Origin of the sequence: Nocardia sp. NPDC059236, assembly GCF_042754085.1 — a bacterium.
Taxonomy (GTDB): domain Bacteria; phylum Actinomycetota; class Actinomycetes; order Mycobacteriales; family Mycobacteriaceae; genus Nocardia.
Window position 1 is genome coordinate 286,272 of sequence record NZ_JBHZAF010000003.1, and the last position, 23,056, is coordinate 309,327.

The 23,056-nt window shown below is 70.0% G+C and carries 23 protein-coding genes; 12 read left to right on the forward strand and 11 right to left on the reverse strand.

The window, feature by feature from the left end; genetic code table 11:
• The first annotated feature begins 39 nt into the window (after positions 1–39).
• Positions 40–630, forward strand: a complete 591-nt coding sequence (locus tag ACFXIV_RS10570; RefSeq protein WP_379397273.1) for an isochorismatase family protein — start codon at positions 40–42, stop codon at positions 628–630.
• A 24-nt stretch (positions 631–654) separates the two neighbouring features.
• Here the strand turns inward: ACFXIV_RS10570 and ACFXIV_RS10575 are convergent, their stop codons facing one another.
• Both ACFXIV_RS10575 and ACFXIV_RS10580 read right to left on the reverse strand, forming a co-directional pair.
• Positions 655–2,025 (reverse strand): serine hydrolase domain-containing protein, encoded by a 1,371-nt coding sequence (locus ACFXIV_RS10575; protein WP_379397271.1) that lies wholly within the window; start codon positions 2,023–2,025, stop codon positions 655–657.
• A 112-nt stretch (positions 2,026–2,137) separates the two neighbouring features.
• Positions 2,138–2,515 carry a glyoxalase gene (locus tag ACFXIV_RS10580; RefSeq protein ID WP_379397269.1) on the reverse strand — a complete coding sequence of 126 codons (378 nt, stop codon included), beginning with the start codon at positions 2,513–2,515 and terminating at the stop codon, positions 2,138–2,140.
• Between the two features lie 87 nt (positions 2,516–2,602).
• On the opposite strand from ACFXIV_RS10580, the gene ACFXIV_RS10585 reads away from it, so the two are divergent.
• The 4 genes from ACFXIV_RS10585 to ACFXIV_RS10600 all read left to right on the forward strand — a co-directional run bounded on the left by ACFXIV_RS10585 (position 2,603) and on the right by ACFXIV_RS10600 (position 4,806).
• Positions 2,603–3,133 carry a hypothetical protein gene (locus ACFXIV_RS10585; RefSeq protein ID WP_379397267.1) on the forward strand — a complete coding sequence of 177 codons (531 nt, stop codon included), beginning with the start codon at positions 2,603–2,605 and terminating at the stop codon, positions 3,131–3,133.
• Positions 3,134–3,296: 163 nt separating this feature from the next.
• Complete coding sequence (locus ACFXIV_RS10590; protein WP_379397265.1) at positions 3,297–3,743, forward strand: hypothetical protein; 447 nt, start codon at positions 3,297–3,299, stop codon at positions 3,741–3,743.
• Between the two features lie 64 nt (positions 3,744–3,807).
• Positions 3,808–4,203 carry an NUDIX domain-containing protein gene (locus tag ACFXIV_RS10595; RefSeq protein WP_379397264.1) on the forward strand — a complete coding sequence of 132 codons (396 nt, stop codon included), beginning with the start codon at positions 3,808–3,810 and terminating at the stop codon, positions 4,201–4,203.
• A 114-nt stretch (positions 4,204–4,317) separates the two neighbouring features.
• Positions 4,318–4,806 carry a hypothetical protein gene (locus tag ACFXIV_RS10600; protein WP_379397262.1) on the forward strand — a complete coding sequence of 163 codons (489 nt, stop codon included), beginning with the start codon at positions 4,318–4,320 and terminating at the stop codon, positions 4,804–4,806.
• Here ACFXIV_RS10600 and ACFXIV_RS10605 read toward each other — a convergent pair.
• Entirely contained in the window at positions 4,794–6,422 is a 1,629-nt protein-coding gene (locus tag ACFXIV_RS10605) for an MFS transporter (protein WP_379397260.1), read from the reverse strand. The two genes, ACFXIV_RS10600 and ACFXIV_RS10605, sit on opposite strands and share 13 nt — an antisense overlap.
• 173 nt (positions 6,423–6,595) lie before the next feature.
• On the opposite strand from ACFXIV_RS10605, the gene ACFXIV_RS10610 reads away from it, so the two are divergent.
• Positions 6,596–7,915 (forward strand): TerD family protein, encoded by a 1,320-nt coding sequence (locus ACFXIV_RS10610; RefSeq protein WP_379397258.1) that lies wholly within the window; start codon positions 6,596–6,598, stop codon positions 7,913–7,915.
• A 6-nt stretch (positions 7,916–7,921) separates the two neighbouring features.
• Here the strand turns inward: ACFXIV_RS10610 and ACFXIV_RS10615 are convergent, their stop codons facing one another.
• Positions 7,922–8,611, reverse strand: a complete 690-nt coding sequence (locus ACFXIV_RS10615) for a helix-turn-helix domain-containing protein (RefSeq protein ID WP_379397256.1) — start codon at positions 8,609–8,611, stop codon at positions 7,922–7,924.
• A 226-nt stretch (positions 8,612–8,837) separates the two neighbouring features.
• Between ACFXIV_RS10615 and ACFXIV_RS10620 the strand changes: the two genes are divergently transcribed.
• The 5 genes from ACFXIV_RS10620 (at position 8,838) to atzF (ending at position 15,535) form a co-directional block, all read left to right on the forward strand.
• Positions 8,838–10,418: an amino acid permease gene (locus tag ACFXIV_RS10620; RefSeq protein ID WP_379397254.1), complete on the forward strand. Its 1,581-nt coding sequence runs from the start codon at positions 8,838–8,840 to the stop codon at positions 10,416–10,418.
• 91 nt (positions 10,419–10,509) lie between these two features.
• Positions 10,510–11,256 (forward strand): DUF1989 domain-containing protein, encoded by a 747-nt coding sequence (locus ACFXIV_RS10625; protein WP_379397252.1) that lies wholly within the window; start codon positions 10,510–10,512, stop codon positions 11,254–11,256.
• On the forward strand, positions 11,253–11,870 hold the full coding sequence (locus tag ACFXIV_RS10630; RefSeq protein WP_379397250.1) for an urea amidolyase associated protein UAAP2: 618 nt from the start codon (positions 11,253–11,255) through the stop codon (positions 11,868–11,870). Before ACFXIV_RS10625 ends, ACFXIV_RS10630 begins: the two co-directional genes overlap by 4 nt.
• A gap of 74 nt (positions 11,871–11,944) precedes the next feature.
• Positions 11,945–13,879, forward strand: coding sequence for a 5-oxoprolinase/urea amidolyase family protein (locus ACFXIV_RS10635; protein ID WP_379397726.1), 1,935 nt, complete (start codon positions 11,945–11,947; stop codon positions 13,877–13,879).
• Positions 13,880–13,921: 42 nt separating this feature from the next.
• Positions 13,922–15,535 carry an allophanate hydrolase gene (gene atzF / locus ACFXIV_RS10640; protein ID WP_379397248.1) on the forward strand — a complete coding sequence of 538 codons (1,614 nt, stop codon included), beginning with the start codon at positions 13,922–13,924 and terminating at the stop codon, positions 15,533–15,535.
• 7 nt (positions 15,536–15,542) lie between these two features.
• Here atzF and ACFXIV_RS10645 read toward each other — a convergent pair whose 3' ends face one another.
• Both ACFXIV_RS10645 and ACFXIV_RS10650 read right to left on the reverse strand, forming a co-directional pair.
• Positions 15,543–16,385 carry a patatin-like phospholipase family protein gene (locus tag ACFXIV_RS10645; RefSeq protein WP_379397246.1) on the reverse strand — a complete coding sequence of 281 codons (843 nt, stop codon included), beginning with the start codon at positions 16,383–16,385 and terminating at the stop codon, positions 15,543–15,545.
• A 100-nt stretch (positions 16,386–16,485) separates the two neighbouring features.
• Positions 16,486–16,956, reverse strand: a complete 471-nt coding sequence (locus ACFXIV_RS10650; protein ID WP_379397244.1) for a MarR family winged helix-turn-helix transcriptional regulator — start codon at positions 16,954–16,956, stop codon at positions 16,486–16,488.
• 110 nt (positions 16,957–17,066) lie between these two features.
• Here ACFXIV_RS10650 and ACFXIV_RS10655 point away from each other — a divergent pair, with 110 nt between their 5' ends.
• Positions 17,067–18,194: a GDSL-type esterase/lipase family protein gene (locus ACFXIV_RS10655; RefSeq protein ID WP_379397242.1), complete on the forward strand. Its 1,128-nt coding sequence runs from the start codon at positions 17,067–17,069 to the stop codon at positions 18,192–18,194.
• 104 nt (positions 18,195–18,298) lie between these two features.
• On the opposite strand, the gene ACFXIV_RS10660 is transcribed toward ACFXIV_RS10655, so the two are convergent.
• The 5 genes from ACFXIV_RS10660 to ACFXIV_RS10680 form a co-directional block, all read right to left on the reverse strand.
• Entirely contained in the window at positions 18,299–19,867 is a 1,569-nt protein-coding gene (locus ACFXIV_RS10660; RefSeq protein ID WP_379397240.1) for a hypothetical protein, read from the reverse strand.
• Positions 19,852–20,619: an ABC transporter ATP-binding protein gene (locus ACFXIV_RS10665; RefSeq protein ID WP_379397238.1), complete on the reverse strand. Its 768-nt coding sequence runs from the start codon at positions 20,617–20,619 to the stop codon at positions 19,852–19,854. The genes ACFXIV_RS10660 and ACFXIV_RS10665 overlap by 16 nt, the downstream gene beginning before the upstream one ends.
• A gap of 130 nt (positions 20,620–20,749) precedes the next feature.
• The gene (locus tag ACFXIV_RS10670) at positions 20,750–21,451 is read right to left on the reverse strand and encodes a Uma2 family endonuclease (protein WP_379397236.1); all 702 of its coding nucleotides are present in this window, start codon (positions 21,449–21,451) and stop codon (positions 20,750–20,752) included.
• A gap of 38 nt (positions 21,452–21,489) precedes the next feature.
• The gene (locus ACFXIV_RS10675) at positions 21,490–22,650 is read right to left on the reverse strand and encodes an epoxide hydrolase family protein (RefSeq protein WP_379397234.1); all 1,161 of its coding nucleotides are present in this window, start codon (positions 22,648–22,650) and stop codon (positions 21,490–21,492) included.
• A 205-nt stretch (positions 22,651–22,855) separates the two neighbouring features.
• Complete coding sequence (locus tag ACFXIV_RS10680; RefSeq protein WP_379397232.1) at positions 22,856–22,990, reverse strand: hypothetical protein; 135 nt, start codon at positions 22,988–22,990, stop codon at positions 22,856–22,858.
• Positions 22,991–23,056 lie beyond the last annotated feature (66 nt).

Here is a 23,056-nt window from a genome sequence, read left to right on the forward strand (position 1 = left end):
CACAGGGCGGTTCGGATGTGCAAACCCAGGAGGATCTCCATGCCCGCGCAGACCCTGCGTGACCTCAGCGGCTTCGATCAGACCCCGGCCACCCTGGCCGACGCGACCCTGATCCTCGTCGACTACCAGAACACCTACACCCGCGGCGTGATGGAGCTGACCGGCTGGCAGCCCGCCCTCGACGCCGCCGCCGACCTGCTGGCCCGCGCCCGCCGGGCCGGCTCGGCGATCATCCACATCGTCAACGACGGCGGCCCCGGCACCCCCTACGACATCACCGCCGGCATCGGCGCGATCCACCCCGCCGTGGCCCCGGTCGACGGCGAACCCGTTGTCGTCAAACAGGTTCCGAACGCCTTCCACGACACCGACCTGGCCGCCCAGGTGGACGCCGCGGGCAACAAGAAACTGATCATCGCCGGCTTCATGACCCACATGTGCGTCACCTTCACCACCGAGGGCGCCTTCCTGCGCGGCAACCACCCCACCGTCGTGGCCGATGCCTGCGCCACCCGCCCCCTGAAGTCGGCCGTCGGCGAGGTGACCGCGGGACAGCTGCACGACAGCGCCCTGGCCACCATCGCCGACCTCTACGGTGTCGTCGTGGCCTCCGCCGCCGAGCTGAACTGACCCTCGGGCCGGCCGGGTATCGCGTCAGGGCTGACGGGGCATCGCGCGGCTGGTGTGCAGGTAGCGGGCAGCGGGGTCACCGTCTCCGTTGATCAGGCCGTACACGGCGTGGCGGCCACGGACGGGGCGCGCCGCGATCAGGGCGTCGGAGCGGAGATGCAGAAGTTCCATGCGGTCCGGGGCGGAGACCAGGGCCGCTTCCGCCGTCAGGGGAATCGTGGACAGCCAGGCCCGGCCGTCGGGGTCGACGTCGATGGCGTGCTCGTACATGACCGAGCGGTACCGTCCGCTGACCCGCGCCGCATTCACCGGTTCGGGCCGGGCGGGCGGCACGGGCCGGGCGGGCAACCGGATACCCGCGTGCACCCACAGCAGGTCTCCGACCAGATCCTGGTAGAGCGCGAACGCGTCACCACCATTGGCCAGCAAGGCGATTGCGACGCCGGCGGCGGGCGCGATGCGCAGGAAGGCGTTCTGACCGATGGTGCTGCCGTCGTGCCCGAACAATCCGGTTCCGGCGGGATCGAACAGCTGCCAGCCCAGGCCCCAGTGGGTGCCGTAGCCGATATCGGGCACCTCGACGTGCGGCCGGGTCATCGCCTGTACCGCGGTCTCCGGGAGGACGGGGACGCCCTCCATGGTGCGACCGCCGGACAGGTGCAGCCGGGCGAATCCCAGCAGATCGCGCGCGGACATCGCCAGCCGCGCGCCGGCCGGAGCATTGGAGGCCGGGAGCGCCCAGACCGGCGTGGGTTCCGGGCCGGCGCCCGGCGCGGATCCGATATGCCCTACCGCGGCGCGGAACAGGATGGCCTCGTCGGCGTCGGCGGCCACCCGGGTCAGCCCGAGCGGGGTCACCAGCCACTCCCGCAACACCGCGTCGAAAGACTTGCCGCGCAACACTTCCAGTATTCGGCCGAGCAGCACGTAGCCGCTGTTGCAGTAGGAGAACATGTCGCCGGGCCGGTGCACCTGCCCGGCGTCCGCGATGGCGGGCACGAACTTCTCCACCGCGTCCGCGCCGCGCCCCGTGTCGAGGAACAGGTCGCCGTCGATGCCCGAGGTGTGGCCGAGCAACTGCCGGACCGTGATGACCGCCGCGGCCGCCGCGTCGCGCACCTGGAACTCGGGCAGGTACCGGCGCACCGGGGCGTCCAGCTCGATCAGCCCCTCGGCGGCAAGCTGCATGATCAGCGTCGCGGTCCACGCCTTGGTGACCGAGCCGATCTGGAACACCGAATCCGTGGTCGCCGCAACACCTGTCGCGGTGTTCAGCACCCCGGCCGTCGCGTCCCAGATCTCGCCGCCGACCAGCACCGCCACTTGCGCGCCGGGGACTCCGTGCTCCTCGATCGAGTCGGCCAGTCGGCGCTCGAGGTCGACGGTGTGCGGCATCGGTCGCTCCTTCGGGTGCTGCGGGACCACCGGTAGGCGGTGGTAGAGGCACGGTAGGTCGACAAGGGTGCCGATGTCGAGATCGGCTGGGAATCCTCCGGTTTCGACCCCCTCAGGAGTCCATCTGCATGACGTAGAAGCGGTTGTCGTCGGGGTCCCGGAAGGCGAACATGAGCGGCGCGGAATCCCAGTCCAGCAGCGCGCCGACGGTGAGGCCGAGGCCGGCGAGCGTGGCATGGGCGGCACGGGCATCCGTGGTCGCGAGCCGGATCCCGGTGTCGATGCCCGCGGGCAGTTCCGCGGACGCGCGCACCAGCGCCAAGGAGGCCATCCCGCCGGGCAGCGACATCTCTATCCAGCGGAAGCCCGGCTGCAGTTCGGCGTCCATGCGGGTCGCCAGCCCGAGCCGCTCGAGCAGCGCCTTGGTCCGGTCCTGATCGGTCACGGGCACCGCGATATTGACGACGGCGGTGAAGGTCGATTGCGTCATGCGAATGAAGACGATCCGTCCGCGTCGAATTCATCGGCGATGCGCACCGGCGGGTACGGTGACCGGCAGTCGGTTTCGGGAGGCGGAATGACGATGGTGCGGGCGGGCGTGGTGCCGGGGCGGCGCATGGCCGGGTACGTGGCCGCGGGGATACTCGTGGTGGCCGTCGTCTGTGCGGGCACGGTCGGGGTTTTCGGGCTGAATCGAGTGTTCACCGGGCTGTTCTTCGGCGCGGCCGCCGCGGTGGGGCTGATGGTCGCGCTGTTCGGGCGGGACCGGGTGGAGCTGACCGAGGATGCGATCGTGCGGCGGACCCCGTGGGGTGCCTCGACGGTGGCGTGGGATCGGGTGGTGGCCGGACGGTTCGCGCTGGACGAGAAGGGCCGCTGGACCCTCGCGCTGGATCTCAACGGCGGCGACGAGCCGCATCGGGAACTGGTGCTGCTGTCCATCCCGCCGGTGCAGCGGCCCATCGCCAGCGCCTACGACATGCGCAAGCGTGAACAGGTCGACGAGATTCGAACCATGTTGCGGCACAGGCGGATTCCGGTGACCATCCTGCCGGAGATCGCCGATGCCCTACAGCGGCACTGGAAGATCGCCCCGCCCACCCGCTGAGCCCGCACACCTAGGGGATCTCCCTGAGCGACCGGCGACCACAGGACGATGCATCCGCCCCGGTCACAGCCCGAGAATCCTTGGTGTGGCTGGTGATCGCAGCGTCCTCTACGGAACCTCACAGCCACGGCGGATCGGATGCACAGCAGCAGGTGTGAGGGTGATGATCGTGGCGTTGAGCGTTGTGGCGGAGGACTTCCGCCAGTATGGATGGACGATCGAGACGACCGGCGACGGCGTCGACTTGATCACCGGCGAGCAGATCGCGGCCATCGAACTCACCGGGTCCGTCGCCGCCGGGGTGCGCCGGTACCTGCGCGCCAACAACCTCTCCGGCCCGGTCATCGAGGTTCCGGGTCCGCAGCGGCGGGAAATCCATCTGGTCGTCGGCGTGGCCAAGGCCGCGCGGGCCATCGAGAGCCTGCGCGCCGCGGGGGCGATCGTGCACACCGACGGTGACCGGGTCCCGCTGCCGCAGCCGGGCCGCGGGACCGCGTGGAGCGTCATGCCCCACGAGGCGCGCTGGGTGCCGCCGGTGGTCGCCATCGCCGCGGCCGTGCGCGCCGTCGCGGCCGGCGACCGGGCGCGGCTGCGGACCGTGGCCTGCTGACACCGGCCCGACGACAAGGGCGCCCGCGCCTCCCGCGCTACCGCCGCTGGCTAGGGTGGGACGGGTGATTCGCACCGCGGCACTGGCGCATATCCGGGATCGTCGCATGTTGCAGACCCGGTCCACCGGCAAGGACGTCTTCTATATGGCGGGCGGCAAGATCGATCCGGGTGAGACCCCGGAGATGGCCCTGCACAGGGAGATTCACGAGGAACTCGGGGTGGCCGCCACCGGCGTCAGCGAACTGGGCGTGTTCGAGGCGGAGGCCTACGGGCACGCGCCCGGCACCCGCCTGCACATGACCTGCTTCCTCGGCGAGCTCACCGACGAGCCGCGCCCCTCCGGGGAGATCGCCGAACTGCGCTGGTTCACCCTCGGCGAATACGCCGCCATGAACGCGGTCGCCCCCGGGTCACTGCTGGTCTTCCGGCGGCTGCACGCGCTCGGCCTGATCGACTGACCCTCGCACTGTAACCACCCGCGCTATTTCTGAATGGCAACTACGCCAACCGGATCCGCGCCCCGAGATGTGCCGGTCCGGATTCCGGATCGCACCGAATCAAGGGTGATTGCAGTGATCAAACCGCTTACTCTGCTCGCGACGGCCGTCATGGCCGCGGGTGGCCTCGGCTTCGGCACCGTGGCGGACACCCGTTTCGACTCCGGCGCCGACTGCCTGTGGGCGGGCGGCACGCACCCGCAGGGGTCGCAGGTGGTGGCGGGCGGCTCGGCCTTCACCTGCGGCAGCGACGCGGCCGGCCCGCACTGGTACCGGGGCGGCGCGGCAGGCGGGAGCACCGTGCCGAATCCCGGGGCGGATGCCAATCCGGCGGGGCGCTTCAGCGCGGGGGCACGCCAGCCCGGTACCGATTACGACGACTACTGCGTCGGCGATCAGCTCATCCCCGGTGTCGGGGACGTCTTCGAGGCGGTCCCGACCAGCGGCGGCCTGCTGTGGAAGTCGGCCGGCCCGGTCTCGCAGTGGACCTTCGACCCCGGTGTGGTGCAACCGAAGACGTCGACCCGCTCGTCCGGGATGTGCCTCGACGGTCAGCTGCTCTGAGCATCCTCGTCCTCGTCCGCCGCCGGGTAGGGCCGGTTCGGGATGAGGGCGGCCGAGGCCAGGCCGACGAGCAGGAACAGTGCCGCGGCCAGCAGCGCGGTCCGGGTGGAGTCGGTGAAGGCCCGGCTCAGCGCGTCCACGATGGCCGCGGCGCCGTGGTGGTCCCGCAACCCGCTGATGGCCCCACCGGCCGACTGCCGGGTCGCGGTGGCGAGGGTGTCGGCGGCCGGCTTCTGCAGATCGGGCACGTGTGCGAGCCGTTTGGGCAGATCGTGGGCCAGCGCCGCCGACAGCAGCGCACCGATGACCGCGGTACCGAAGGCCGAACCGATCTGCCGCACCGTGGACTGGGCGGCCGATCCCTGGCCCGAATGCTCCGGCGGCACATCGGCGAGCACGGTCCCGGTCAGCTGCGCCGAGGCCATCCCCAGCCCGATGCCGTACCCGATCAGCAGCACCGCCAGCCACCAGCCGGAAATGTGCGGGGTGACGAACAGCGCGGTCAGCACCACGGCGACGGCCTCGAAGACGAGGCCCAGCTGCACCACTCGCACCGGCCCGAACCGGCGCACCAGCCCCTCGGCGAGCCCCGCGGCCAGGAACGCGCCGACCGCCATGGCGGCCAGCACATAGCCCGCGCCGAGGGTGGACAGCCCGAGCACGTTCACCATGAACAGCGGCAGCACGAACAGCAGGCCGAATTCGCCCAGCGCCACCAGGAACGCGGTGATATTGCCCCAGCGGAAGCTGGGGATCCGGAACAGCGCGGGATCCAGCAGCGCCGAGCGGCCGATCAGACGGCGGTGCTGCTCCCAGCGGATGAACAGGTACAGCGCCACCACCCCGAGCACCAGCAGGATCGGGATCAGCGAGACCGGCGCGCTCGCCGGCCAGTTCCACCCGACGAGCGGGAATTCCCGCAGCGGCTTCCCCCAGCCGTAGGTCTGACCCTCGATGAGCGCGAACACCAGCAGCGCGAAACCCGCTGCGCTGAGCAGGAATCCGTCCACGTCCAGGCCCGGCGCGGCCTTGCCCATGCGGGTCTCCGGGACGTACCGCACCAGCCCGATCAGCACCACCGCGCCCAGCGGCAGGTTCACCAGGAAGATCCACGGCCAGGTGAAGTAGGTGGTGAGCCAGCCGCCCAGCAGCGGGCCGATGGCGGCGACACCGGAGATGACCGAGCCCCAGACCGCGAATGCGATCACCCGGTCACGGCCCCGGAAGAGGGCGTTCATGGTGGCCAGCGTGCCGGGCAGGACACCGGCCGCGCCGATGCCCTGCACGGTGCGTCCCAGGAGCAGGGGCCAGGCGCTGTGCGCCGCTGCGGAGAGCACGCTGCCGACTACGAAGATCACCACGCCCAGGGCGAACATCCTGCGCCGTCCGAGCCGGTCGCCGAGGCGGCCGCTGGTGATCAGCAGCGCGGCCAGCACGACCGCGTAGATGCTGTTGATCCATTGCGCCTGAGTGAAATTCAACTGCAATTGGTCGATGATGACGGGCAGGGAGACCGCGACGATGGTGCCGTCCAGCACCACCATGGACAGTCCCAGCGCCAGGACACCGAGGGTGATCCATTTGTTGCGACCCAGGTCGAGCTGCGTTTCCGTCATTCGTCGCTCCCGCCGCTGAACAGCCGTCCGAAGAGTCCGATTATCCGTTAGCCGCCTATGCGCCAATTGTCCGTTCAACAGTGTATGTCGAGGCGGCTGGGCAGCCGAATATTTGCCGACAGGTGACCTCTGAACGGCGGATGTCCGAATCGGATACCTTGAATCGTGTGTCGATGCTGAAGGGTTCCAACGTTCCGGTGGTGGTGTCCGAGATTCGGATCGAACTGGGGTGGCAGTCGGGACCCGGGGTTCCCGACGCCGACGCCTCCGCACTGCTGCTGTCGAGCGGCCGGGTGCGCTCGGACGCCGATTTCGTCTTCTACAACCAGCCGCTGCACGCCTCGGGCGCGGTCCGCCACCACGGCAAGCAGACGGGACCGGTGATCGTGGACGCCCTGTCGGTGCACCTGGGCCGGGTGGAACCGCAGATCGACGCCATCGTGCTCGCGGCCTCGGCCGACGGCGGCACCTTCGCCCAATTCCGGGGCCTGCACGTGCGTTTGGTGGATATGGGCGGCGTGGAGCTGGCCCGCTTCGACCGCACCGACGCCACCGCGGAGACCGCCTTCGTGCTCGGCGAGCTGTATCGCCGCGACGGCGGCTGGAAGTTCCGCGCGGTCGGTCAGGGCTACGACTCCGGACTGGCCGGGCTGGCAACCGATTTCGGCATCTCGGTCGATGAAGCGCCTGCCCCGCAGCCGAATACACCGCAGCCCGTCGCTCCCCCGCAACCGCTCGCACCCCCACCCCCGGTCACCCCGCTCCAGCCCGCGGCCGCCCCGCCGCCGATCGCTCCCCCGCAGGCGGTGCCGGTGCAGCAGCAGCACAATTTCGGGCCGCCGCCGACGCCTGCGCCCCGGCCCAATACGGGCAAGATCTCGCTGACCAAGGAGGCTCCGGCGGTCTCGCTGACCAAGCAGGGCGCGACCGGCGGGATCATGCGGGTCAACCTGAACTGGTCGGTGCCGAGTTCGGGCGGTCTGTTCGGGCGCAAGCGGGCGAACGGCGGCCTCGACCTGGATCTGTGCGCGTTCTGGGAGCTGGCCGACGGGTCGAGGGGCTGCGTCAGCGCGCTGGACACCTTCGGCGATCTGCACAAGCCGCCGTTCATCGCGCTGGATCGCGACGATCGCACCGGCGGCAGCGCGACCGGCGAGAACCTGTCCATCAACCTCGATCACATCGCGGATTTCCGCCGCATCCTGGTATTCGCCTCGCTCTACGAGGGCGCGCAGGACTTCCGTGGCGTGCACGCCACCGCGACCCTGTTCCCCCGCAATACGCCGCCGATCGAGATGGAAGTCGGTGGCTGCCAGGATGATTCGCGCGAGATGGTGCTGGCGCTGATCGAGAACGTGCACGGCGAGCTGGTGGTGCGGCGCGAGGGCCGGTTCGTGCGCCCGCCGGAGGGCCGCCGGTTCTGGGGCAAGCTGGCGGTGGATCAGGCCTACGGCTGGGGCCTCAAGTGGGGCACCTCGAAGGGCAAGTCCTGACGCGGATCACTCCGGAGCGAGTCGCCGCGCCAATTCCAGTGCGGCGAACCTGGTTTCGGCCAGCGAACCGGGCCAGCAGAGCAGCCGCAGGATGGCGTCGGGAATGAGCTGCTCGGCGTACTCCGGCGCCGCGCCCTCGTCGGAGCGCATATTGATGACCGACTCCACCAGCCGGAACGGCAGCAGTTCGGCCCCGGCCACCGCGCCCGCGCCGGCCGCGGCGATGACGGACCCGGCCTCGGCGATCACGGCGGCGGACAGCGTCTCGTAGTGGCCGCGCAGCTCGTCGCGGCGTTCCCGGAAGCGGGCGAAGCGTTCGCTGCGTAGTTCCGGCAGCAGGTACAGCGCGCCGAGATTCCAGCGGCTGGCACAGAGCTGGCTGACGTCGTACCAGGCCAGCGCGTACAACCGCACGGCCGCGGGCTCGGTCCGCCCGGCCAGCACGCCCGCCAATTCCAGTGGCGTGGTGACCGTTTCGGCGAGCAGGGCGTCGAGAATGTCGTCCTTGGCGGCGAAGTGGTGGTACAGCGAGGCCTGCCGGATGCCGACGGCGTCGGCGACCGCGCGGGTGGAGGTATTGCCGTAACCGTGACTGGTGAACAACTCGGCGGCGGCGTCGAGGATTTCGGCGCGCGGCGTCTGGCCTGCGCGCCGGCGCGGTTCGAGTCGAGGACGGCCGGGTCCGAGTTGGGTCACCCTGCCATTCTGTCCTACCCGCACCATCGGCCTGCCTACGCGCATAGTCGGCCCGCCTACCCGCACGGCCGACCTGCACAGTGAGGTTCCTGTCATTTGACAGAAATACCGGCAATGCAGAAGTTACGGCGGGCCATCCGACCGATACAGCGGCGTCACGTGAGCCGCGATCGCGACCGGAAAACTTTCAAGCGATAGATATTCGCCTCGCGAAAGACTCACCACCATGGTTGCCTCCGCCGACGCCATCATTCCCCAGCCCCCGCCGGTCACCGCCGAGACCAGCACGACCAGCGCCGAAACCAGCTCGGACAGCGCCGATCTGGCGCGCTTCGGCTATCAGCCGGTGCTGCACCGCAAGCTCGGCCGCTACGCCTCCTTCGCGGCCGGATTCTCCTTCGTCTCCATCCTGACCACGATCTTCCAGTTCTTCGGCTTCGGCTACTCCTTCGGGGGCGCGGCCTTCTTCTGGACCTGGCCGATCGTGTTCGCGGGCCAGTTCCTGGTGGCGCTGAACTTCGCGGAACTGGCCGCCCGCTACCCGATCTCGGGCTGCATCTATCAGTGGTCGCGCCGGCTGGCCGGGGAGGTCGTCGGCTGGTTCGCGGGCTGGATGATGATCATCGCCCAGATCGTCACCGCCGCGGCGGCCGCGATCGCGCTGCAGGTCGTGCTGCCGACCATCTGGACCGGATTCCAGCTCATCGGCACGAACAGCGATCTCACCTCCCGAGACGGGGCGTCGAACGCGGTGCTGCTGGGCAGCGTGCTGCTGGTGATCACCACCCTCATCAATGTGGTGGGCATCGACTGGATGGCGCGCATCAACTCGCTCGGGGTGACCATCGAGATCATCGGTGTGATCGCGGTGATCGCGGTGTTCTTCACCCACACCGACCGCGGGCCGGGCGTGGTCACGCACACCGATCAGGCCGCGGCCGGGCCGTACTGGGCCGCCTTCCTGGCCTCCGGATTGATGGCCGCCTACGTCATGGTCGGATTCGATTCCGCCGGTGAGCTTTCCGAGGAGACCCGGAATCCGCGGCACGTCGCGCCGCGCACCATTCTGTCGGCGCTGGCCGTGTCCGCGCTGGGCGGCGGGCTCATCCTGCTGGGCGCGCTCATGGCCGCACCGAGCCTGTCCGACGGCTCGCTGGCCAGTGGCGGGCTGGCGTACGTGATCGAGGCCAAGCTGACCAGCGTTCCCGGCAAGGTGGTGCTGGCCTGCGTGGCGTGCGCGATCACGGTGTGCACCCTGGCGATTCAGACGGCCGGTTCGCGCCTGCTGTTCTCGATGGCCCGCGACGGGCGGCTGCCGTTCGCCAAGCCGCTGTCGACGGTGCATCCGCGCTTCGGCACTCCGGTGTGGCCCGCCGTGGTGATCGGAGTGCTGGGTATCGGCCTGCTGGTGGTGAACCTGGGCAATGGGGCCATCTTCGCGACGCTGGCCAGTGTCTGCATCGTCATGCTCTACCTCGCGTACCTACTGGTCACGGTGCCGCTACTGGTGCGCCGGATCAAGGGCTGGCCCGCCGATATCGCCGGCAACGCCGCCGGCACGAAGCTGTTCGCGCTGGGCCGCTATGGCATTGCGATCAATGCGCTCGCGGTGATCTGGGGCATCGCCATGGCGGTGAACCTGGCCTGGCCGCGGGCCGCGGTCTACACCCCGACCGGCGGCAGCTGGTGGATGCTCTGGGCCGCACCGCTGTTCGTGCTGCTCACGGTGGCGGTCGGCGCGGTGGTGCACCGGATGGTGACCCCCGCGCGCGGCGTAGTCACCGATCGCATTCCCCAAATCGCCTGATCCACAGGACATTCCGATGATATCGCCGGAGTCCGGCCAACGCCTGCACCGCCGGCCGGGCCTCCGGCTATTCCCGAGAAACGGAGTAGCAATGAGCACAGCCAACACCACCGACGCGCGGGATCATGCTCGCTCCCAGGCGGCCGCCGCCGAACGCGTCGGGCCAGAGCTCCCCGCGGACGTCGACATCGCGAAAATCACGTTCGCCCAGCGGATTCCGGCGGGTGGATACGCGAATATGGCGCTCGCGCGTGGTACCCGGGTGCGGCTGTCGGATCCGTCCGGCGCGGCGTGTGCGCATCTGCTGCTGCTGCGAGCCGAATCGCCTTGGGAACGGCTGAATGTCGCCGACACGGTGAAGGTGCCGTGGCAGGCGTATCTGGGCGTCGGCCACCCGCTGCTCTCCGATCAGGGGCGGGTGCTGGCCACGGTGATCGCGGACTCCTCCGGCCGTCACGACACCCTGTGCGGTCCGTCGCCCGCTGCGCGCCAGGGCCTGCGGCTGGCCGGGGTCAAGCAGGGGCTCGAGCCGCGGGATATCGGCCCGACGGTGTCGTTCTTCCGGGGCGTGCGCGTGGAATCCGATGGCGCGCTGACGATCACCGGCGGCGCGGCGGCGGGCGCGGCGGTCGACCTGCTCGTGCAGCTGCCGGTGACCCTGCTGGTCGCCAATGCCGAACACCCGCTCGACCCCACTCCCCCGACCGAGCTCGACCTCGTGGCGTGGTCCGCCCCGGAAGAGCTCGCGCTCGCCCACGGTACCGACCCGGAATACCTGCGCGCGGTGGAGAACACCGAACAGGACTGGCACGCACGCACTCTGGAGGCCCGCGCATGATCACCACCGCCCGCACCGTCGTACTCGACGAGACCGTCCCCGCCCGCGCCCCCTGGTCGGCCGTGGTGCGCGCGGGAGACCAGCTGGACATCATCGATCTGCACGGCAATCAGGCGGTGGACTGCCTGCTCTACAACGCCGCCGATCACCCCGACCGGTACAGCGCGCAGGCGACGATCACGGCCCAGCGCAATATCTTCCTGACCACCGGCAGCGTCCTGCTGACCGAAGCGGGCACCCCGCTCATGACGGTGGTCGCCGACGAGGTCGGCAATCACGACACCGTGGCCGGGGCGTGCTCGCAGGAGTCCAACACCCTGCGCTACGGCCACCACACCCGCCACCAGCACGCCTGTGTGGAGAACTTCCTGGCCGAGGGTCTGAAGTGGGGGCTGGGCAAGCGTGATCTGGTCTCGAACATCAACTGGTTCATGAACGTTCCCGTCGAGGCGGACGGCACGCTCGGCATCGTGGACGGGCTCTCGGGGCCGGGCAAGAAGATCACGCTGCGCGCCGAGAACGACACCCTGGTGCTGGTCTCCAACTGCCCGCAGATCAACAACCCCTGCAATGGCTTCGACCCCACCCCGGTGCGCATGGTGGTGACCCGATGACCGCCGTGCTGCCGGACCTGACCGCACCCGAGCACTCGTCCCCGGCCGCGACATTCCAGGTGATCCGGCCGGGCATGCAGACGACCGTGCAGGATTGGCCGGGCCGGGTGGGCTACTGGCATGTCGGGGTGCCGCCGTCCGGCCCGATGGACGACCTGTCTTTCCGGCTGGGCAATCGAGCACTCGGCAATCCGGAGGGCGCGGCCGGGCTGGAGTGCACCCTGGGCGGACCGGCCCTGCGCTTCGACGCCGCCACCTGGGTGTGCGTCACCGGTGCGCCGGTGCCCGTGAGCGTGAACGGCCGCGCGGTGCGACAGTGGCGCAGTGTGCTGGTGCCGGCGGGCGGCGTGCTGGACATCGGCATGGTGCGCGGGCCGGGAATGCGGTGCTACCTGCTGGTGGCCGGCGGTATCGAGGTGCCCGAATACCTGGGCAGCCGTGCGACTTTCACCCTCGGCAAGTTCGGCGGCGGTACCGGCCGGGCGCTGGCGGCGGGCGATGAGTTCGCGCTCGGGGCGCCCGGGCGGGTGACGGCCGGGGTGACCGGCGACGATCAGCCCGTGCTGACCCGGCGCTGGGAGCTGGCGGTCACCGAGGGACCGCACGGCGCACCGGAGTTCTTCACCCGCAGCGATTTCGACACCATCATCGGCACCGACTACGAGGTGCACTTCAACTCCGATCGGACCGGGGTGCGGCTCATCGGCCCGAAACCCCAGTGGGCGCGGCGGGACGGCGGCGAGGCGGGACTGCACCCGTCCAACATCCACGACAACGCGTATTCCGTTGGCGCGCTGGACTTCACGGGCGACACCCCGATCCTGCTCGGCCCCGACGGCCCCAGCCTGGGCGGCTTCGTCTGCCCGGTCACCGTGGTGGCGGCCGAGCGCTGGAAGCTGGGTCAGCTCACGCCGGGCGACCGCGTGCGCTTCGTCCCGGTCCGCTCCGACCACGCGGCCTCGCTGCGCGAGCTCGGGGCCGAGCGCCGGGCCGCCTGGCCGGTCGTGCTGTCCACGGGCGGCGACGGTGACGACGGCGTCCTGGCCCGCCGCGACGGCGCGGACACCGCGGTCACCTATCGGCGCGCGGGCAATGACGGCCTGCTCGTCGAATACGGGGACATGACACTGGATCTGGAGCTGCGCGCCCGCGTGCACGCCCTGCACCAGGCGCTGCTGGAACGGTCCGAACCGGGGATCACCGAACTCACCCCGGGCGTGCGATCGCTGCAGGTGCGCCATGATCCCGGCCGGCTGCCCACCCGTACCCTGCTGGGCCTGCTCTCCGAGGTGGAGGCCGAGCTGCCGCCCGCCGACGAGCTGGTGGTCCCCAGCCGCACCGTGCGGCTGCCGCTGTCATGGGACGACCCATCCACCCGCGAGGCCATCACCCGCTATATGCACGGCGTGCGCGCGGATGCCCCGTGGTGCCCATGGAATATCGAGTTCATCCGCCGAATGAACGGATTGGCCTCCATGGACGAGGTTTTCGACACCGTGTTCGCGGCCGAATACCTGGTCCTCGGTCTGGGCGACGTGTACCTGGGCGCGCCGGTGGCCACGCCGACCGATCCGCGGCATCGGCTGGTCACCACCAAATACAACCCGGCCCGTACCTGGACGCCGGAGAACGCGGTCGGCATCGGCGGCGCCTACCTCTGTATCTACGGCATGGAGGGTCCCGGCGGCTACCAGTTCGTCGGGCGCACCACCCAGGTGTGGAACCACCGCTCCAGCGGTGTCGGCGAAGACCCGTGGCTGCTGCGGTATTTCGACCGCATCAGCTGGTATCCGGTGAGCGCCGAGGAGCTGCTCGACCTGCGCGCCGACACCGCGGCGGGCCGCGGCGAGTTGCCGGCCGAGGACGGTGAGTTCCGTCTCGTCGACTACCGGAAGTTCCTGTCGGACAATGCCGCATCCATCGACGAGTTCCGTGCCCGGCAGGCCGACGCCTTCGCCGCCGAACGCAATTCCTGGCGCGAGGCGGGCGAACTCGCTGAAACACCCTGAGCGCCTCGGCCTGTTCGCCCCATCCCAGATCTAGGAGACCCCATGACCGTGTGGATCCACCACCGCCCGGACGCCGAGGTGGACGCCGAAATCGCGACCGCCGCAGGCGCTCTGGCCGGACTGCGCCTCGCCGTCAAGGACAGTGTGGATGTCGCGGGCCTGCCGACGACCGCCGCCTGTCCCGACTTCGCGTATACGCCGGATCGGGACGCGCGCGCGGTCGCCGCGCTGCGCGCGGCCGGTGCGGTGGTGGTCGGCAAGACCAATCTCGATCAGTTCGCCACCGGATTGGTCGGCACCCGCTCGCCCTACGGCGTCGTCGAGAACGCGCTGCGACCCGGATATGTCTCGGGCGGTTCGAGTTCCGGGTCGGCGGTCGCGGTCGCGACCGGGGAGGCGGATATCGCCATCGGCACCGACACGGCCGGGTCCGGGCGCGTTCCGGCCGCGTTCCACGGCCTGGCCGGTATCAAGCCCACCGTCGGCGTGATCTCCACCGAGGGCGTCGTCCCCGCCTGCCGCTCCTATGACTGTGTGACGATCTTCGCCGCCGATCTGCGCCTGGCAAGTCGGGCCATGGGCGTCATGGCCGCGGGTGCGCCGGGCCGGCCGTGGCCCGCCGACGCCCGGCTGGCCGCGCCGCCGCAGCCGGTGATCGCGGTGTTCAGCACGCTGCCGGAGCTGGATCCGCAGTGGCACAGCGCCTTCGAGCGGACGGTCGCGACACTGCGCGATCGGGGCGCGACCATCATGGAAGTCGATCCGGAGCCTTTCCTGGCCGCCGCCCGACTGCTGTACGACGGCGCGCTGGTCGCCGAACGCTATGCGGCGGTGGGCGAATTTCTCGACGCGCACCCCGAATCGGCTGATCCCACGGTCGGATCCATCATCCGTGCCGCCCGCCAGCTACCCGCGCATCGACTGGTCACCGATCTGGCCGCGCTCGAACGCCTGCGCGCGACCGCCATGGCGAGCCTCGCGGGGGCGGACGCGCTGCTGACCCCGACCGCACCGGCCCACCCGACCATTGCCGAGGTCGCCGCCGATCCCATTGCCGTGAATGCCCGGCTCGGCACCTACACCAACTTCTGCAATCTCTTCGACCTCTGCGCGGTCGCAATCCCCACGGATGAGCCGCATTTCGGCGTGACCGTGCTGGCCCGCGCCTTCGAGGATGCTGTCGCGCTCGATATCGCGGCCCTTGTCACCGGCGCCCCGCTCGACCCGGGCGAGCCATGCTGGCCCGTGATGGCCGCGGCCGCGCACGATCTGGTCGTCTTCGGCGCGCACCTGCGCGGCCAGCCCCTCGAACACCAGCTGTCCGACCTGGGCGCGCGCTGGTGCGGCCCGGTCGAGACCGCTCCGCACTACCGCCTGGGCGCGCTGGACACGGTGCCGCCCAAACCGGCCGTAACCCGGGTCCCCGCAATGGAATCCGGTGTCGCGGTGGCCGGGGAACGCTGGCTGCTCTCGCCCGCCGCCCTCGGCCGCTTCCTCGCGGCCCTGCCCGCCCCCATGCAGCTGGGCGCGGTCGAACTCGCCGACGGCACCTGGCACACCGGGTTCGGCTGCACCGGCGCGGCCGCCGAATCCGCCAAGGACATCAGCGAATACGGCGGCTGGCGCGCGGCGCTGGCGGCCGGGGCGGTGAGCTGACGGTCCGTCAGTTCTGCCAGAGCGCCAGGACGCGGTCCGCGTCCGCCTTGCCCTGCGCGCGACCGGCTTCCAGTGACGGTACCCGGGTGGCGGTGTCGAGCGGGTTGAGGCCGAAGGCCGCGGTGGCCGCCTCGTCCGGGGCGATCACCTCGACCCGGGCGCCGGCCGCGACCAGGCCCGCCACCTGGGCCTCGAGTTCCGCGTCCGGCATGGACGCGATCACCAGCACCCGGGCGTAGCCGATGGCGAGATCGGCGTTGACCGACGTCCGGACGCCGCCATCGGTGTAGCGCGCGCCGTCGACCGTGGCGCAGGGCCACACCATGGGCACCGCGGAGCTGGCGGTCACCGCGTCGACCAGTGCGACACCGGAATCCTTGTCGAAGACCCGCAGCTCGCCCGTCTCGGCGTTCACCGCGGTGATCCGGACATCCCGATCGGACCATTCGTGCACCGGTAGCCGGGTCTCGATGACGGCCCGCCGCTCCGGCTCCGGGACCGACTCCGCCTGCAGCGCGAGCGCGCCGATGCGCTGCCGGCGCTCGACCGAATCCATCTGCAGTTCCTCGATGATGGCGGCCAGCGTCTCCCAGAGCCCGGCGAACTTCTCCATCGAGGGCACGATCTCGCGGCTCTGTACCGCCGGATCCACCTGCCGCCGAACCAGTTCCGCGAGTTCGAGCCCGCTGCCCACCTGGGCGGCCACATTGGATCCGGCGGAGGTGCCGAGCAGCAGATCCGCCCCGGTCACGTCGGCGCCCGCATCCGCCAGCCCGGCGAGAATGCCCGTCGCCCAGGAGATCCCGGCCACCCCGCCGCCGCCGATCACCAGCGCACGTTCCGTTGTCATACCCGCTCTCACTTTCCTACCCGCTGAGAAAGACACCCTGCGGTACGAAAACTACCGGCTGGGCCGCCGGAACGGCGGCGATGGCCCTGATTTCCACCACTCATTCCGAGACGTGCGTCGCGTCGGGATTGGTGGCGTCGCGAATGATGCGCAGGCTCGCGGTGAGCTGGTCGAGTTGCTCGGGGCTGAGCAGGCCGGTGAACCAGCGGTCCACGCCGTCGAGGTACGCGGGCAGCACGCGCGCCACGCGGGTGGCCCCGGCGGCGGTGAGCACCGCGTACGAGCTGCGCCGGTCGGCGGGATCGGCCTCGCGGCGGACGAAGCCGTTGCGCTCCAGGCGGTCCACCAGCCGGGTGACGCCGGAGGTGGACAGGCTGGTCTGGGTGGCGAGATCCGTCATGCGCAGCTTGCGGCCGGATGAACGGCTCAGGCGCAGCAGGGCATTCAGGTCGAGTCCCGAGAGGCCATTGCGCTTCCAGGTCTCCTCGAGCCGGGCGATGAGCCCGTCGTGAGCCTCGTAGAGCAGGCCGATCGCGGTCAGCCGGGGGTCGTCGAAGAGATTGGGATCCACGGTGACCAGCCTAGACCAGACATTTTCAGTGCGGATAGTTGACATGCGGAACATTTTCGATATCTTGTTGCTAACGCAATATTCCGCAATGCAACTACATGGAGGTTCCGATGACGACCGAGCGCTGGGTGGCGGGATTCCGTGCGCCGCTGGTGAATCCGGCCGAGGAGATCAAGCTCGCGGAGCCGCGGGCCTTCGCCGGCGAGACCGTGCGGCAGGTGGTGCGGGTGGCCGGCGGCGGATCACGGCTGCGTGTGCGCCTGACCAATCGCTACGGCACGGACGAACTCGTGATCGGCGCGGCGCGGATCGCCGTGCGCAAGACGGGTGCCGAGATCGTGCCCGAGACCGATACCGCGGTGCGGTTCGCTGGGTCCGCGTCCATCCGGATCCCGGCCGGGGCCGATATCGTCAGCGACCCGGTGGACCTGGCCGTCGAGGCGGGAACCGAACTCGCGCTGAGCGTGTACCTGCCCGAACCGGCGCTGCCCGCGTTCGCGCAGTTCCCGGTCGAGAGCAGTTGGATCAGTGCCGGCGATCGCACGGGCGACGCTGCTCCGGCCGATGCCGAGGAGACCGCGGCGCGGTTCCTCCTCACCGGAATCGACGTCGCTGTCGACTCCGAGGTTCCGGTGCTGGTGGCCTTCGGCGACTCGTGGTTCGAAGGCGTCGGCTCGACCCACGGCGCGAACCGACGGTCGGTGGATGTGCTGAACCAGCGGCTGGCCATCGGGTGGGCGGTCAATCAGGGCATCGGCGGCAACCGGCTGCTCACCGACGAGATCGGCGAGCACGGGCTGTCCCGGTTCGAGCGGGACGTGCCGTCGGTGCCGGGGGTCGCGGCCGTGTGGGCCAACTTCGGCATCAATGACCTGATCCTGGCCGGCACCGCGACCGCCGGGGCGCTCATCGCCGGCTTCACCGCGCTGGCCGAGCGGGCGCACGCGGCCAGACTGCCGATCTACGCCAACACCGTCGGACCGTTCGGCGGGGCCATCTACCCGGGTCTGGCGGTGGCCGAGGGCACTCCGGTGCGGCGCGCGGTGAACGAGTGGCTGCGCACCACCACGGTGTTCGACGCCGTCTTCGACGTGGCCGCGGCCGTGGAGAATCCGGCGGATCCGGACTTCATCCGGCCCGAGTTCGACAGCGGCGACGGCATGCATCTCAATGACGACGGGGCCCGGGCCATGGCGGAGGCGGTGGATCTCACCGCGCTGCCGCCGGCCTTCCGGTGAGCGGCCGGGCGGGCCAGGACAGGCGCGGTCCGGCGGCCTGATCCTGCCGTAATCCACTGGCCCACAGGTCATCCGCCACATCCGGGCCCAGCCGCACACGCCGTTCAGCGCGGTTTGACCTCGGCGAGCAGCTCGGGTCCACGGGCTTCCAACCGGGTGGTCGCCCAGCGGATTCCGAGTGCGGCTCCCAGCGCGCCGAGCAGTACGCCGATCGGCAGTGCCGCCCACTGGAGCAGCGAGTTGTGGAGTGCCACACCGATTCCCAGTATTGCGAGGACCGGGGCCGCCGTCAGCAACTGCACCAGGCCCACGGCGAACTGCATGAGGATCTTCAGGCAGCCGGGATTGCCCGAGCCCGCGAACGGGTTGCCGCGCTGCGGGGGCAGGGCGAAGGCGGCATGCGTGGACAGGAACACCACGGCCCCCGCACCGACGCCGACCAGCACCGGCAGCGTCGACAGCGCCCAGACGTACAGGTACGGCCGGCCGAGCGCGCCGGGCAGGATGAGGGTGGCGAGCACCGACGGCGGGGTGACCAGGAGCAGCCAGGCATAGGCGCGGCCGCGTACATCCGCGCGTGGCGCGCCGGGCGTCACCAGTGTTTGCCAGATCGCGGTGCCGTCGAATCCGTACAGGTTGGTGCTGGACATGGTGGCCAGCCACACCACGAAAGCGCCCGAGAACGGGATGGTTCCGCTACCGCCGGTGCGGAGCGACAGGAAGATCGGCAGCACGAAACCGATGAGCAGCAGCGGCAGCAGGGCGGCCCGGCGACGGCCGTCGCGCCACCAGGTGCGCAGCTCCTTGGCGACGACGGCGCCGACCGCGGTGGCGGGGATGTAACGGTCGAGCAGACCGCCACCGGTGTCGACCACCTGGCCGGCGGGTGCGGCCGGGGTGGTGAGGCGGCGTTCCAGCAGGACCGCCCAGGACTGCCACAGGATCAGCGACAGCAGCGCCAGGCCCAGCAGGGGCAGCAGGGCGAGCAGGTAATTGCCGCGGGCCGCGGCCTCGACGGCGTAGGGCGCCCAGCCCGACGGGACCGCGCGCAGCGTCACCGACAGACCGCTGTGGTCGCCCTCCAGTTTCGGGCCGACGGCCGAAACCAGCAGGTTCAGTGGGTAATACGCCAGGCCGATGAGGGCGGCGAAGAGCACGCCCAGGTCCTTGCCGCGCCGGGACCGCATGGCCGCGCCGAGCCAGGCCACCACGACCCGCGACAGCAGGACCACGAATACCAGTTGCAGGACCGCGCCGAGCGCCGCGATCGCGGTGGCGCCCAGGCCGATCGGCGCGGCGAGCAGGATCAGGCCGCCGAACGCGATCAGGTTCACGATGGGTGCCGGCCCGACGAAGGCCGCCGCGCCGAGCCCATAGGCCAGTTGCCGAGTCGTCAAGGGCAGCAGGCGGAATTGCTCGGGTTGCAGGGTCTCGTCGCTGCTGCCGGTGAGCACCGGGCCGCAGATCCAGCCGAGGGTCCAGGCCGCGAAGATCGCCGCGGCCACCGTCACTCCCCCGTGCACGGTCTCGTGCGCGCGGGCGATGATGAGCGCGGTGGCCACCGCGGCGATCAGGCCGAAGATGCTGCCGGTCCAGAAGTTCAGTGCCGCACGGCCTTCCCGCATGTGCCGCGCGGTGATACGCAACCGCATGCGGATCAGGACGCCAACCACGACAGCCCCTCCTCGCCGCCCACGCGTCCGCCCACCAGCCGCACGAAGGCCTCCTCCAGGGTGCCCTCGCCGCGCACCTCGGTGAGCGTCCCGCCCGCCACCACCCGTCCCCGGTTGATCACGGCGACCCGGTCGCAGATGGATTCCACCAGTGCCATCACATGACTCGACAGCACCACCGATCCGCCCGCGGCCACGAACCGCTGCAGGATCGTTCGAATTGTTCCCGCCGACACCGGATCCACCGCCTCGAACGGCTCATCCAGCACCAGCAGTTTCGGTGCGTGCAGCAGAGCGGTGGCGAGGCCGATCTTCTTCCGCATACCTGCCGAATAATCAACCACCACAGTGTTTTCCGCGCCATCCAGCTCGAGCACGTGCAGCAGCTCGTCCGCCCGCCCGACCACGGTCGCCTTGTCCATCCCGCGCAGCAACCCGGTGAAATTCAACAACTCCCGCCCGGTGAGCCGCTCCGGCAATGCCAACCCATCCGGCAACACCCCCACCACGGTCTTCGCCCGCACCGGATCCGCCCACACCTCGTGCCCGAAGATCCGGGCCGCCCCATGATCCGGCCGCAACAACCCCACCGCCATCGACAACGTCGTCGTCTTCCCCGCCCCGTTCGGCCCCACCAACCCGAAGAACGATCCTGGCGGCACCGCCAGGCTCACCCCCTCGACCACCCAGGGCCCGCCGAACTTCTTGTAGAGCCCGTCCAGCTCGAGCGCCAGTTGCCCATCGACAGTCATATGCCCTCCTCGGAGCCCCCACCTACCGCCCTTTCACGATAAGCATGCTGCTCCACTGCCAGACATATCGCTCAACCCGCACTCCACCGCAACCGGGAGCTCGAATCCGGCGCTCGCGCATCAGAGCGCGCTACGGCCGCAGCAATGCGGGGTCGAAGGCGATGTCGACGGGGAGGTTCAGGGCGGCAACCCGGCCGGCCGGGCACCGAGCGACCAATTCGTATTCGCCGCTCTCCGTCAGCGCGTACGCGAACAGGACCGGGAGCTCTTCGCTGGACAACTGCCCCTTGAAGCGATTGGTCTCGATCCGCCAGAAGTTCGGGATCCCGCCGTCTGCGTAGAGGTCCGGTTTCATCCGGCCATCCATGGCGGCGGTCGAGCGCGAGACGACCTCCACCGCCAGTACGACCTGCGCCGCAGGTATCCCCCGCTCGTCCCAGGGAACCGGGCCCGCACACACCAGCAGGTCCGGGATCGGCTCGTCGTCGCCGATGAGCACCCCGACCCCGGGGATCATGAAGAGCCCGTCCCGTAGCGCCGAATCGAGTATCCGCCCCAGCTGGGACACCATCAGCTGATGGATGGGTTTCGCCGCGGCATTCACGACAAGCTGCCCATACACGACCTCGTACCGGAGTCCGTTCTCGGGAAGGTGATCGAGATCGGCCGCGGTCCAACGATCGGAAGCAGGCACATGCATAGACGAATTGTCTGGCTCGAGTACCGGCATCGCCAAGGCAAACACCCCCTTTTCCCCAATCTGGTTGCACACCACCGCCAACAAGGCTGAACGGTAGCTCGACCCCGACGGCGACTCGCCGGTGACGAACATTTGTTCGTTCGTCACCGGCGAGTTGCGGCGCGCTCCGATCAGCGGGTGAGGGTGGTGAAGAATTCGCGGATGTCGCCGGTGAGCAGGTCGGGGACTTCCAAGGCGGGGAAGTGGCCGCCGGAGTAGAACTCCGACCAGTGCACGATGTTGTGGGCCTTCTCCGCGAAGCGGCGGATGGCGAAGTCCGCGGTGGTGAACACCGCGACGCCGGTCGGGACCGTGCCCTTCGGCTTCGGGGCGAACATCGTGTAGTCGTGGAAGCGTTCGTAGTAGTAGTTGGCGACACTGCGGGCGGTGTCGGTGAGCCAGTAGATCGCCACGGTGGTCAGGATCTTGTCCCGATCGATCGCGTCCTCGGGCAGCTCGTGGCCGGCGTCGGTCCACTCCTTGTACTTCTCCACGATCCAACCCAGCTGTCCCGCAGGCGAATCCGCCAGCAGCTGCGCGATCGTGTTCGGCCGTGACCCGGCCAGGTTCATGTAGGCGGAGCCGTCGTCCTGGAACTGCTTCATCGCCGCCAGCCGCTGCTGTTCCGCCGCGGTGAGCGCGGCCATGTCGGCCGGGTCGCCCGTGGGGAAGGTGACCAGCGCGTTGACGTGCACCCCGATCACGCGGTCGCTGAAATCGCGGGCCACGCGCGGCGCGACGAATGCGCCGTGGTCGCCGCCGTGCACCCCGAACCGCGCATACCCGAGCCGGGTCATGAGCTCGGCCAGCGCGGCAGCGACTTTCCCGTCGTCCCAACCGGTTTCGGTCAGCGGCCCGGAGCAGCCGTGCCCCGGCAGGGTCGGGATGACCAGGTGGAAGGCCGGGGCGTCGGCCTCGCCGTGGGCGGCCGGATCGGTCAGCGGGCCGATCATGTCCAGGAAGTCGGCGGGGGTGCCGGGCCAGCCGTGGATGAGCAGCAGCGGGGTCGCGTCCTGCCGTTCGGAGCGGATGTGGAGGAAGTGCAGGTGCTGCCCGTCGATGGTGGTGGAGAACTGCGGGTGGGCGTTCAGGCTGGCTTCGATGGCGCGCCAATCGAACTTCTCGGCCCAGTAGGTGGCGAGTTCACACAGGTAGGAGGTGGGGACGCCGCGTTCCCAGCCCGTGCCCGGGACCTCGTCGATCCACCGGGTGCGAATCAGGCGCTGGTTCAGGTCGTCGAGGTCGGCCTGCGGGATGTCGATGCGGAAGGGGCGGATGCCGGTGTCGCTCATGACATCGAGTTTTCCGATAAAGAGGGGCCCTCCACATCACGACAATTTGTTATTCCCCGCGCCGCACCGACCCGCGACAGCCCACTCGGTAGGCATCCGATGCCTAGGGTCGGCTCGGCACCGGGTCGGCGAGCCCCGCCGCCGCAATATCGATTCGTCACCGCATCCCGACCACCCGCCACACCCAGAGCTCCCTGATCTTGAATCAGTCGAAGATCTGCTCGGCGGAATCCACCTCGAGCGTCCGATCCAGCCAACGATTCAGGACAGCAGGTCCGACAGCGTTGACCTGTTCCACGTTCAGGTCACCGAAGACCGTACGGATCGCGACCCCGGGCAATTCCTTCGCCTCGGCCAGCGCTTGGCGCCGGTGACGAACGGGGTGTTCGTCACCGGCGGGGCGAGG

Coding starts and splice junctions, on each gene's coding strand:
- ACFXIV_RS10570 (WP_379397273.1), top strand. CDS start 40: ATGCCCGCGCAGACCCTGCGTGACCTCAGCGGCTTCGATCAGACCCCG.
- ACFXIV_RS10630 (WP_379397250.1), top strand. CDS start 11,253: ATGATCACCACCGCCCGCACCGTCGTACTCGACGAGACCGTCCCCGCC.
- ACFXIV_RS10610 (WP_379397258.1), top strand. CDS start 6,596: ATGCTGAAGGGTTCCAACGTTCCGGTGGTGGTGTCCGAGATTCGGATC.
- ACFXIV_RS10645 (WP_379397246.1), bottom strand. CDS start 16,385: ATGACAACGGAACGTGCGCTGGTGATCGGCGGCGGCGGGGTGGCCGGG.
- ACFXIV_RS10635 (WP_379397726.1), top strand. CDS start 11,945: ATGCAGACGACCGTGCAGGATTGGCCGGGCCGGGTGGGCTACTGGCAT.
- ACFXIV_RS10625 (WP_379397252.1), top strand. CDS start 10,510: ATGAGCACAGCCAACACCACCGACGCGCGGGATCATGCTCGCTCCCAG.
- ACFXIV_RS10620 (WP_379397254.1), top strand. CDS start 8,838: ATGGTTGCCTCCGCCGACGCCATCATTCCCCAGCCCCCGCCGGTCACC.
- ACFXIV_RS10655 (WP_379397242.1), top strand. CDS start 17,067: ATGACGACCGAGCGCTGGGTGGCGGGATTCCGTGCGCCGCTGGTGAAT.
- ACFXIV_RS10670 (WP_379397236.1), bottom strand. CDS start 21,451: ATGTTCGTCACCGGCGAGTCGCCGTCGGGGTCGAGCTACCGTTCAGCC.
- ACFXIV_RS10605 (WP_379397260.1), bottom strand. CDS start 6,422: ATGACGGAAACGCAGCTCGACCTGGGTCGCAACAAATGGATCACCCTC.
- ACFXIV_RS10580 (WP_379397269.1), bottom strand. CDS start 2,515: ATGACGCAATCGACCTTCACCGCCGTCGTCAATATCGCGGTGCCCGTG.
- ACFXIV_RS10590 (WP_379397265.1), top strand. CDS start 3,297: ATGATCGTGGCGTTGAGCGTTGTGGCGGAGGACTTCCGCCAGTATGGA.
- ACFXIV_RS10585 (WP_379397267.1), top strand. CDS start 2,603: ATGACGATGGTGCGGGCGGGCGTGGTGCCGGGGCGGCGCATGGCCGGG.
- ACFXIV_RS10675 (WP_379397234.1), bottom strand. CDS start 22,650: ATGAGCGACACCGGCATCCGCCCCTTCCGCATCGACATCCCGCAGGCC.
- ACFXIV_RS10575 (WP_379397271.1), bottom strand. CDS start 2,025: ATGCCGCACACCGTCGACCTCGAGCGCCGACTGGCCGACTCGATCGAG.
- ACFXIV_RS10665 (WP_379397238.1), bottom strand. CDS start 20,619: ATGACTGTCGATGGGCAACTGGCGCTCGAGCTGGACGGGCTCTACAAG.
- atzF (WP_379397248.1), top strand. CDS start 13,922: ATGACCGTGTGGATCCACCACCGCCCGGACGCCGAGGTGGACGCCGAA.